Raw genomic sequence first — 10,371 nt, 5'->3', positions numbered from 1 at the left:
TGCTCGCACGAACATCATCAATCAAATCGGCGTTCTTGTTTCTGTGTTTCCCGGGATTCCGTGAAGAACCTTTTTTTCGTCTGGTGTTCGTCAGTCGTTGGGCAGCGGCATCTGATCGTCATCCGGAATGCCATCCCCTTTGCTCGGATCTCTCCAACCGTGTGGATGTTCTGTCGGCACCACCACCGGCCGGGCCAGAGGATCGCGCAGCGGGCTGTCCGGATCCATCACCGGGTCGATATCTTCTTCCGGCGTGGTAGGGACGCTGTCCGGACGTTTATCGTCGAAACTCGAATCGGTAGACATAGGCACCTCATCAGGGCTCAGGGTTTCAGGTCGGCGAGAGGGTCGTAAGGCTTCGCTGGCGCCTTGGGGTTGTCGCCCGGCTTCACGTCCCTGGGCGCCTTGGCGGGACCGATGGGGTCGACCTGGGGATCGGCGAGGTCCGGCGAATCGGGATCGAAACCCAACTCATCACCCGAAGAGTGCTCAGACGAATGCGGGCCGACAGGGGTAGTGGAATGTGCCATGGGCGCCTCCTTGGATGTGGCCCGGACAAATCCTGGCCCTTCACCTTAGAGAGCCGGCAAACGCAGCAGTGCCCTGCAGAATGACGAACGGACGCCTACTGCGTGGTCAGGGCCTTCTTGGCCCGCGCCGCCGCTTGTTCCTGACCAGCCTGCCCCAGATCATTCGCTGCCTTGAGCCAACGCTGCTGGTCGACGTTGACCGGGATCTGGTTCGGCTTCTGGATCAGCACGGCCCAGCCACCCGCGTCCTTGAACGACGACTCAAACGAACTGAAGCTCATCATGTCCCGATGATTCATACCTGCGCGCAGCAACACCGTCTGCTTCTTGCGGTTGTACCCGGCGAGAATGGCGTAGCGCGGCTCAGCCCAGAGTGCGGTGCCCTCAGTGAAGCGCACCATCACCGGATAGCCGGCGGCAACCTGAGTCAGCAGTGCGGGCAACGTGCTGTCGAGGGGATACACCACCATCCCGTATTCGCGGGCCAGGTTCTGCATGTTCTGCTGCAACTGGTCCTCGGCGCCCGGCAAATGCAGCGGTTTTTCCAGCAAACCCGGGGTAATGACTATGCCCTGCTGGGCCAACAGGCTGGCCAGCACTTGCGGTCCGCTTTGAAAGGCTTGCCCGCGATAAAACGTCCCGCTGAGTTCCACCCGCTCCGGCAGACGCTTGATCTCAGGCGCAACGCTCCCGGCGCACCCCGCCAACCCGGCCACACAGCCCACAATCAGCGCCACCATGCGAATTCGAGAAAATACCCGCTCCATCTTCACTCTCTTGTTCAGACGCCGGGCAACAGGCTCCCGGCTAAGCTGTGGATCATAGGATGCCGCGCGACGCCGGTATAGCCTTAACCGGCAGTTGCGTGCATTCGATAGAGCGAACTGGTTAGTGACAGGCGACCTTTGGTCAATTGTCTGACACACAGCACCGACTAGACTGTCAGTTGCATAGCGTGTGTGCCCGATGCAGGGCAAAGAGGAGGCACGATGAGCCTGACAATGACGATCGTGATGTTGATTTCCGGCTGGCTGGCCGTTGCCGCCGCCATGTTGTGGGGAGTCCTGCGCATTACCCGGCGGCACCATCACCCGATTCAATCAACACCACAGGAAACCAACGAAAAGTCCGATGCCCGTCACGCCACCGTGCACTGAGTGGCATTTTTCGTCTTCAAAAAAAAGGCCGCCTGAACACTTTCGTATTCAGGCGGCCTTTTCATTTACAGCCGATCAAGCATCAGCAGTGATGCGCTTCTGTTTGGCTCGACGCGACATCATGTTCAAGCACTCGATCGTTGCCGAGAACGCCATGGCCGCGTAGACGTAGCCTTTCGGTACGTGAGCGCCGAAGCCTTCGGCGATCAGCGTCATGCCGATCATGATCAGGAAGCCCAGCGCCAGCATCACCACCGTCGGGTTGTCGTTGATGAACTTGGCCAACGGATCAGCCGCCAGCAACATCACCAGTACCGACACCACCACCGCAATGATCATGATCGGCAAATGCTCGGTCATGCCGACCGCGGTGATGATGCTGTCGATGGAGAACACCATGTCCAGCATCAGGATCTGACCGATTGCAGCGGCAAAGCCCAGGGTCACGGTCGACGTCGCCGACTTCGGATCTTCCGGTGCCGGGTCCATGCTGTGATGGATCTCGGTGGTGGCTTTCCACAACAGGAACAGGCCGCCGGCAATCAGGATCATGTCCTTCCAGGAGAACGCGTGGCCGAGGATTTCGATCACAGGCGCCGTCAACTGGACGATAAACGCGATGGTGCTCAGCAGACCCAGACGCAGGATCAGCGCCATGCCGATACCGATGCGGCGGGCTTTCTGCCGATGTTGCTCGGGCAGTTTATTGGTCAGGATCGAGATGAAGATCAGGTTATCGATGCCGAGCACGATCTCCATGACAATCAACGTGGCCAGGGCGACCCAGGCGGTAGGGCTTGCAGCAAGTTCTAAAAGGTATTCCATGGGTCAGTCCTGACTCGTATTAGACGTTAGATTTCCTGGGACGAAGCTTCGGTTTTTTCTTTGTCTTCGCCCGCTGATTCTTTCTTGCTGATCAGGCCGCCGGTGGCGTCGCTGAGCGCTTGTTCGGCGGCTTTGTGCGTATCGTCGATGGCCTGTTTGGCGCTTTCAGCGGCCTTGCCCATCAGTTGCTGGGCGCTTTTTTCGGCCTGGTCGCAACCGGCCAGTACCAGTAAAGACGCGAACAGCACAGCCGTGGTGGTGATCTTCATGATGCTTCCCTCGTTAGAACAAACGGCACCCAAACGATGGCCCGTTGATAGCGATGCATTCTAGGGAGGCAGACACTTCAGGAAAATTCGTATTTTTAGCGGTTATACTTCGGTTTTTACGAACTGTAGACCGTCATGCTCAACTATCGGCAATTGCATTACTTCTGGGTGGTGGCCAAGACCGGCAGCATCGTGCGCGCCTGCGAGCAGCTAAACCTGACACCACAGACCATCAGCGGGCAGATTTCCCTGCTTGAGCAAACCTACGGCATCGAACTGTTTCGACGGGTAGGCCGGCAACTGGAACTCACCGAAGCAGGCCGTCAGGCCCTGCCCTACGCCGAGCAGATGTTTCAGCTGGGTGGCGAACTGGAATTGATGTTGCGAGCACAGCCCAACGAGCAGCAGATTCAGTTTCGGGTCGGTGTCGCGGACGTCGTGCCCAAGTCCATCGTGTATCGGCTGATCGCGCCGACCATGGAGTTGAGCGAGCCGCTGCGCATCACCTGCCGCGAAGACAAACTCGAACGGTTGCTCGCCGACCTGGCGATTCAGCGCCTGGACATGGTGATTTCCGACAGTCCGATGCCCTCGCACCTCGACATCAAGGGCTACAGCCAGAAACTCGGGGAATGCGGGATCAGCTTCTTTGCCACGACGGAACTGGCCGCGCAGTACGGCCAGGATTTCCCGCGCAGCCTGCACGGCGCACCGCTGTTGATTCCGGGGCCGGAAACCGTGGTGCGTAACCGGTTGCAGCGCTGGTTCGCCGAGCAGCAGATCCAGCCGCGCATTGTCGGCGAGTTCGATGACAGCGCGTTGATGCAGGCGTTTGGTCAGTCCGGCAGCGGGATCTTCATCGGCCCGAGCGTGATTGCCGATGAAGTGAAACGCCAATATGGCGTGGAGGTGATTGGCCAGACCGACGCCGTGACCGAGTCGTTCTACGCCATTTCAGTGGAACGCAAGGTCAAGCACCCCGGCATTGTCGCCATTACCGAAGGGGCCCGACGCGAGCTGTTCACCGAACTGTAAACCTCAGGCGCAGATTTCACGCGGCTTGAAAGTCATCAGCGCAATCGCCAGCAGGATCGAGGCAAGGATAAACGCGGCGGCCGCGAACCCAAGGCCTTGCAGACCGAAATTGTCGATCACCCGACCGCCGACCATCGCGCCCAGGCCGATGCCGAGGTTGGCCCCGGCAATGTTCAGCGACGCGGCGAATGCCGGCGCTTCAGGCGCCGCTTTCATCAGGCGCACATGGCTGACCAGGAACAACGCCGCCTGCGTCACGCCCCAGATGCCCATCGCCGCCGCCAGTCCGAGGGGCGAATGAATATTCGGCACCAGCGCCACCAGGCCGGCAATCATGAATGCACAGAACATCACTGAAGCAATCAGCGGATGACGGTCCACCGCGCGACCACCCAGCGAGTTACCGATCAGCCCGACTGCGCCGAAGCCCATCAGGCACCAGCCGACCACCGTGCCGTTGAAACCGGCGAGGCGCTCAAGGATGTCCGCCAGGTAGGTATAAGCGGTAAACATGCCGCTGAAGACCACAATCGACAGCAGCACATGGCCGATCATCAACGGGCTGCGCAGGATCTTGAATTGCGAACGGAAACTCACCTGATGCTGGTGCAGGTTGGTTTTGGGCAGGTAGATAAACAGCAGCAAGGCCTTGGCAAAGGCGATGACCGCCAGAATGCCAAATGCGCTGCGCCAGCCGAATGCATCGGAAATCAGCGTGCCCACCGGAATGCCGAACACCGTGGCGCAGACAATGCCGAAACCAATCTTGGCGATGGCCCGCCCGGCGTAGTCCGGCCCGACAATGTCCACCGCCGTCTCGCTGGCCAGCGCCCAGAACACCGGCAAGCCGAGTGCGGGAATCAACCGGGCGAAGGCCATAACCCAGATGTTCGGCGCAAACGCCGCGAGGGTATTGGCCAGACCGAACATGATCAGCACCGAGATGAACAGCTTGCGGCGTTCAAACCGGGCGAAGTACGCGGTCAGGAACGGCCCGAAGGCGGCGACGGTGAAGGCGAACAATGTCACCAGCAAACCCGCTTGCGGGATGCTGACTTCAAGGTCGCGGGCGATGGCCGGCAACAGGCCGACGATGACGAATTCCGTGGTCAGCACCGTGAAACCGGCGGCAGACAACAGAAGAATGGGCAACAGCATGCACAACTCCAGAAAACGACGACACCAGCGAATAGCCCGAAGGCCCACTGGCAGACTTGAAAATGAGGATGGCGAATCTTAACAGAGTGTGTCCAAACCGGGTTGCACGAACCTGCATATCTGGTTGATTGCGCGGGTGGCAGATCGTCACAGGTCTGAAGGATCGATCCTGCGCTGTGATAAAGTCCGCGCCCTGAAAAACGTACACCCTGTTAAGCCGAGACACTAAACCTGTGGCGAGGGACAAGCTCCCTCGCCACAGGTAATCAGCGCGTTACACCCTGTGTTTCCTTTCCGGTTTCCCGCCTGCGGCCTGCCCTGTATGTTGCCGCACACCTGCGAAACCCTGCTCCTATAAAAAATCAGAGATGCTGTTTTATGACTGCTTCATCCCCTTCTCTATTGCAACGCCTTAAACGCACCAGCCTGGTCACGCAAATCATCATCGGCCTGATCGCCGGCATTGCCCTGGCCCTGTTTGCGCCTGAAGTGGCGAAGTCCACTGCGTTTATCGGCAAGGTGTTTGTCTCGGCGCTGAAAGCCGTCGCGCCTATTCTGGTGTTCGTGCTGGTCATGGCGTCGATCGCCAACCATAAGCACGGCCAGGAAACCCATATCCGGCCGATTCTGTTCCTGTATTTGCTCGGCACGTTCGCGGCGGCGGTGGTCGCAGTCGTGGCCAGCATGATGTTCCCATCCAGCCTCGTGCTCTCCACCCACGACGTTGCGGTCACCGCACCGGGCGGTATCGGCGAAGTGTTGCAAAGCCTGCTGCTGAGCGTGGTCGATAACCCGGTCAGCGCGCTGATGAACGCCAACTTCATCGGCATCCTCGCCTGGGCCATCGGCATGGGCGTCGCCATCCGCCATGCTGGCGACACCACCCGTGAAGTGCTGGGCGACTTGTCGAACGGCGTGACCGTGATCGTGCGCCTGGTGATTCGTTTTGCCCCGCTGGGGATTTTCGGCCTGGTGGCCTCGACCCTCGCCACCTCCGGTTTCGGCGCCTTGATCGGCTACGCGCATTTGCTGGCCGTGCTGCTCGGCTGCATGCTCTTCGTGGCGCTGGTGATGAACCCGATCATCGTGTTCTGGAAACTGCGCCGCAACCCGTATCCGCTGGTGCTGATGTGCCTGCGCGAGAGCGGCATCACCGCCTTCTTTACCCGCAGCTCGGCAGCGAACATTCCGGTCAATCTGGAATTGAGCAAGCGCCTGGGCCTGCACGAAGACACCTACTCGGTATCGATCCCGCTGGGAGCGACCATCAACATGGCCGGCGCGGCGATCACCATCACCGTGCTGACCCTGGCGGCGGTGCATACCTTGGGTATCGCCGTGGACATTCCGACCGCGATCCTGTTGAGCGTCGTTGCGGCGATTTGCGCGTGTGGCGCGTCGGGTGTGGCAGGTGGTTCGTTGTTGCTGATTCCGCTGGCGTGCAGCCTGTTCGGCATCCCGAGCGAGATTGCCATGCAGGTGGTCGCGGTTGGTTTCATCATCGGCGTGTTGCAGGACTCGGCGGAGACGGCGCTGAACTCGTCCACTGATGTGCTGTTCACGGCGGCGGCTTGCCTGGGTGAAGAGCGCAAAGCTGAACGCCTGGCCTGATCAAGATCGCAAAACCTGTGGGAGCGAGCCTGCTCGCGAAGAGGCCGCCAGCCACAACAAAACCGTTGACTGACACACCGCTTTCGCGAGCAGGCTCGCTCCCACAGGGGTGTGTGGTGTTGGTGAGGAATGCGTACTTATGAAAAAGCCCCCGCAACCAATGGCTGCGGGGGCTTTTTTGTGTACCCGGGCGGTTTAGAACGCGCCCATGTAATCGCGCTTGCCCACTTCCACGCCGTTGTGACGCAGCAATGCGTAAGCAGTGGTCACGTGGAAGAAGAACTGCGGCAAACCGTAGCTCAGCAGGTAAGCCTGGCCACTGAAGCGCTTCTCTTTAGGAGTGCCCGGACGGGTCACGATCTCGATGCCTTCCTTGCCGTTGATCTGCTCCGGCTTGATCTCGGCGATGTAGGCCAGAACCTTGGTCAGCAGCGCTTGCAGCTCGGCGAAAGTGGTTTCGGTGTCTTCGTACTTCGGCACTTCAACTTCAGCCAGACGCGAAGAAACGCCTTTGGCGAAATCAACGGCGATCTGCACCTGACGCACCAGCGGGAACATGTCCGGGAACAGACGGGCTTGCAGGAACGCGTTCGGGTCGATGTTCTTGGCGGTGGCGTGGGCTTCGGCCTTGTTCAGCACATCGCTGAGAGCGGTGAGCATTTGCTTGAAAACAGGGACGGAGGCGTCGTACAGGGAAATGGTCATGGCAGTCTCGTGTGGTAACAGGAGGGGAAACGTCGGCCGATTATAGCCATGCCCGCCCCTCCCGGGAGGGGTCTTTTTGCGCTGCAGTGCACCTTCGCCGCTGGAACGGCTGAAGTCATCACCATCATCGTCCCCCAGCGACACGACGAATTCTGTTGCCATTGGCGCCCGCCAATCTAAAGTGCATCCACGCACGTGATAAACATGAATCAGGTAAGGATGCAGACCATGAGCACTGAGCAAGAGACGACCTTCGACGAGCCACGGCTCAACAGCACGGAAATCCGCATTTTGGGCTCGCTGATCGAGAAACAGGCCACCAGCCCGGAAACGTATCCGCTGACCCTCAATGCCCTCGTGATCGCCTGCAACCAGAAAACCAGCCGCGAACCGGTGATGAACCTGACCCAGGGCCAGGTCGGCCAGAGCCTGCGGGCGCTGGAAGGACGTGGCTTCACCAAACTGGTGATGGGCAGCCGCGCGGATCGCTGGGAGCACAAGGTCGACAAGGCGCTGGAACTGGTGCCGGCGCAGGTGATTCTGACGGGGTTGTTGTTCTTGCGCGGTCCGCAGACGGTCAATGAACTGCTGACCCGCAGCGGGCGCATGCATGAATTTGAAGACACCGAACAAGTGGTGCATCAGCTGGAGCGGCTGATTGCCCGGGGATTGGCGTTATTGATCCCGAAGCAGGCCGGACAGCGGGAAGACCGCTACATGCATGCGCTGGGTGACCCGGCGGATATCGAGGTAATTCTGGCGGCGCGGCAGAACACGGTGGAACGTGGGGCTTCTGGTGGTGTGTCGGTAGAACGGATCGAAGAGCTCGAAGCGCGGATCGCCGCACTGGAAGAACGCCTGGCCCGCCTCGAATAGTCAGTCCACACAAATCGATGTGGGAGCGAGCCTGCTCGCGAATAGGCCAGCACATCCAAAATCGACGTTGACTGACACTTCGTCTTCGCGAGCAGGCTCGCTCCCACAGTGGGTTGGGCGGGGGCTAGGGCTACTCACCGTCCCAGTAATCCACACCGTCACCCGGCCGGGCGATGGCGACGAAGCCTGAGGCATTGCCCTCGGCATCGACCTTGAAATCGTCCATCACCGCGTATTTACCGGAATCGGGGTACTCGCAAATCTCCGGCGATTGCTGGGTGCTGACCGCCAGATAGCGCAGCTCCCCGGCGCTGGTGTTAATGATCTGGTGCGCCGCTTCCGGGCCACCCGGCGGGCAGGCGATCACGTCGCCCGCGCGGATCGGGAAACGCTCGGCACCGAGGCGCACCTCCCCTTCCCCAGCAACGACGTAAAACATCTCCTCATTGACCCGATGGCTGTGAAACGGACTGCCGCGCATGCCCGGTTCCAGCACATACAGCCGATACCCCAGCTTCTGCGCGCCCAATTGCTGACCAACGCGGGCCATTCGCTGCTGGTAACGGCCCGCCGTATCGCCGGTGGGCGCCATGGCTTCGGGCAACGGTTCAAGGTCGACCTGGTTCAGATTGAGAATGCGCGGATGCATGGGGGCTTCTCCTGGCTGCGGGTCCTAGCTGCGGGCGAATTCCACGGCTTTGTGAAACTGCTCATCGGTCGGCCGGACGCCGGTGTACAGCACGAATTGCTCCAACGCCTGAATGGCGATCACTTCCAACCCGGTAATCACCCGTTTGCCTTCAGCACGACCGCGCACGATCAGCGGTGTTTCCGAGGGGATCGCCACCACATCGAAGACAGTCTCGGCAGCGACAATGGTTTCAGCATCGAATGCCAGTTGATCGGCCTCCGGGCCGCCCGTCATGCCGATTGGCGTGACGTTGATCAGCATTTGTGGGCGCTGAGCACCCAATTCCGCTTGCCATTGATACCCCAATGACTGCGCCAAAGCACGACCGGCGCGCTCATTGCGGGCGACGATCAAGCCGTTCTTGTAACCGCCGTCGCGCAACGCGCTGGCCACGGCCTTGGCCATGCCACCGCTGCCGCGCAAGGCAAACGTCGAATCCTTGGGCACTTGGTGTTTTTTGAGCAGTTGCTCGATGGCAATGTAATCGGTGTTGTAGGCCTTCAAGTGGCCGCCAGTGTTGACGATGGTGTTGATCGACTGAATGGCCGCCGCCGAGGCGTCCAATTCATCCACCAGCGCAATGCACGCTTCCTTGAAAGGCATCGACACGCCGCAACCACGAATGCCCAACGCGCGAATACCGCCCACGGCGCCGGGCAGGTCCTGGCTGCTGAAGGCCTTGTAGTAGAAATTCAGGCCCAATTGTTCGTACAGATGATTGTGAAAGCGCAGGCCGAAGTTGCCGGGGCGCCCGGACAGCGACATGCACAGCTGGGTGTCTCGGTTGGGGTTCATCTGCATGAAACTTTCTCCTTCTAAAGCACTTTCAGATAGACGGGATTAGCCATTCCATCGGGTCTGTTCGATCATAACGGCATGGCGGCGGACGCTGGTGCGAACCCGTCAGGAAACCGGTACAGACCTTACACAAAATTTACCTTTTTGCTGTGCTGATTTTCCAAAAAACGCTGTCTTAGAAGTATCCCCGCGACAATGTTTGGGTCTATTGCAGACGCAAACGCCGGGTCGAAGAACCGAGGAATTATCATGATCCGTAAAATCCCCACAGTAGCCTTGCTGATCGGCGCACTCGCTATCGCAGGACAGGCACAAGCCCATGGCGGTGGTTGTGGTAATTGCTGGCAAGGTCCAGCGGTCTTTGGCGCGCTAGTGGGCACGGCCATCGTCGGTTCGGCCCTGATTAACGCCAATCGGCCGGTCTACGTACAACCTCAACCGGTTTACCAGCCAGCGCCGGTCTACGTACAACAGCCACCACCGGTTTATTACCAGCCAGCACCGGTCTATGTGCAACAGCCGGTCTATTACGGGCCACCGCCGGCTTACTACGGCCCGCCACGTGGTTATTACGCCCCGCGTGGTTATTACGGACGTGGTTATGGCCACTGGTAACACATCTAATAAGCCCCGCCTCAACAGCGTAATGCTGTTCACTTAAGCGGAGCAGCCTTACGGTCCACTGGAAACCGGGTCTTTGAGATCTTCACCGTCCT

Annotated in this window: 14 protein-coding genes; 5 read left to right on the top strand and 9 right to left on the bottom strand. The window is 59.6% G+C overall.

Annotated features, from left to right (window positions below; genetic code table 11):
* Nucleotides 1-90 precede the first annotated feature (90 nt).
* From AC07N8_RS29285 to AC07N8_RS29275, 3 genes are all read right to left on the bottom strand, one after another.
* Nucleotides 91-306 (bottom strand): hypothetical protein, encoded by a 216-nt coding sequence (locus AC07N8_RS29285; protein WP_483842691.1) that lies wholly within the window; start codon nt 304-306, stop codon nt 91-93.
* A gap of 17 nt (nt 307-323) precedes the next feature.
* On the bottom strand, nt 324-530 hold the full coding sequence (locus AC07N8_RS29280; protein WP_027925384.1) for a DUF6021 family protein: 207 nt from the start codon (nt 528-530) through the stop codon (nt 324-326).
* Nucleotides 531-625: 95 nt separating this feature from the next.
* Nucleotides 626-1,297, bottom strand: coding sequence for a cysteine peptidase family C39 domain-containing protein (locus AC07N8_RS29275; protein WP_483842689.1), 672 nt, complete (start codon nt 1,295-1,297; stop codon nt 626-628).
* Between the two features lie 222 nt (nt 1,298-1,519).
* On the opposite strand from AC07N8_RS29275, the gene AC07N8_RS29270 reads away from it, so the two are divergent.
* Nucleotides 1,520-1,687 carry a hypothetical protein gene (locus AC07N8_RS29270; RefSeq protein WP_493147202.1) on the top strand — a complete coding sequence of 56 codons (168 nt, stop codon included), beginning with the start codon at nt 1,520-1,522 and terminating at the stop codon, nt 1,685-1,687.
* Nucleotides 1,688-1,762: 75 nt separating this feature from the next.
* Here the strand turns inward: AC07N8_RS29270 and AC07N8_RS29265 are convergent, their stop codons facing one another.
* Nucleotides 1,763-2,512, bottom strand: a complete 750-nt coding sequence (locus AC07N8_RS29265) for a TerC family protein (protein ID WP_140667851.1) — start codon at nt 2,510-2,512, stop codon at nt 1,763-1,765.
* A 26-nt stretch (nt 2,513-2,538) separates the two neighbouring features.
* Nucleotides 2,539-2,781 (bottom strand): hypothetical protein, encoded by a 243-nt coding sequence (locus AC07N8_RS29260; protein ID WP_140667852.1) that lies wholly within the window; start codon nt 2,779-2,781, stop codon nt 2,539-2,541.
* Nucleotides 2,782-2,916: 135 nt separating this feature from the next.
* On the opposite strand from AC07N8_RS29260, the gene nhaR reads away from it, so the two are divergent.
* Nucleotides 2,917-3,816, top strand: coding sequence for a transcriptional activator NhaR (nhaR, locus tag AC07N8_RS29255; protein WP_483842687.1), 900 nt, complete (start codon nt 2,917-2,919; stop codon nt 3,814-3,816).
* A 3-nt stretch (nt 3,817-3,819) separates the two neighbouring features.
* Here the strand turns inward: nhaR and AC07N8_RS29250 are convergent, their stop codons facing one another.
* Nucleotides 3,820-4,974 carry an MFS transporter gene (locus AC07N8_RS29250; RefSeq protein WP_027925389.1) on the bottom strand — a complete coding sequence of 385 codons (1,155 nt, stop codon included), beginning with the start codon at nt 4,972-4,974 and terminating at the stop codon, nt 3,820-3,822.
* 378 nt (nt 4,975-5,352) lie between these two features.
* On the opposite strand from AC07N8_RS29250, the gene sstT reads away from it, so the two are divergent.
* Nucleotides 5,353-6,585, top strand: a complete 1,233-nt coding sequence (gene sstT, locus AC07N8_RS29245; RefSeq protein ID WP_483842686.1) for a serine/threonine transporter SstT — start codon at nt 5,353-5,355, stop codon at nt 6,583-6,585.
* A 195-nt stretch (nt 6,586-6,780) separates the two neighbouring features.
* Here the strand turns inward: sstT and AC07N8_RS29240 are convergent, their stop codons facing one another.
* The gene (locus AC07N8_RS29240) at nt 6,781-7,290 is read right to left on the bottom strand and encodes a DUF1993 domain-containing protein (protein ID WP_027925391.1); all 510 of its coding nucleotides are present in this window, start codon (nt 7,288-7,290) and stop codon (nt 6,781-6,783) included.
* 228 nt (nt 7,291-7,518) lie between these two features.
* On the opposite strand from AC07N8_RS29240, the gene AC07N8_RS29235 reads away from it, so the two are divergent.
* A complete protein-coding gene (locus AC07N8_RS29235; RefSeq protein ID WP_493147199.1) occupies nt 7,519-8,166 on the top strand; it encodes a YceH family protein in 648 nt (215 codons plus the stop codon).
* A 130-nt stretch (nt 8,167-8,296) separates the two neighbouring features.
* On the opposite strand, the gene AC07N8_RS29230 is transcribed toward AC07N8_RS29235, so the two are convergent.
* A complete protein-coding gene (locus AC07N8_RS29230; protein ID WP_483842684.1) occupies nt 8,297-8,815 on the bottom strand; it encodes a cupin domain-containing protein in 519 nt (172 codons plus the stop codon).
* 24 nt (nt 8,816-8,839) lie between these two features.
* Entirely contained in the window at nt 8,840-9,658 is an 819-nt protein-coding gene (locus AC07N8_RS29225) for a shikimate 5-dehydrogenase (RefSeq protein ID WP_483842683.1), read from the bottom strand.
* A 246-nt stretch (nt 9,659-9,904) separates the two neighbouring features.
* On the opposite strand from AC07N8_RS29225, the gene AC07N8_RS29220 reads away from it, so the two are divergent.
* A complete protein-coding gene (locus tag AC07N8_RS29220) occupies nt 9,905-10,270 on the top strand; it encodes a hypothetical protein (RefSeq protein WP_483842682.1) in 366 nt (121 codons plus the stop codon).
* The last annotated feature ends 101 nt before the right edge of the window (nt 10,271-10,371 follow it).

The organism is Pseudomonas sp. GW821-FHT10C09, assembly GCF_059415465.1.
This window is presented reverse-complemented; position numbering and strand designations above follow the sequence as displayed.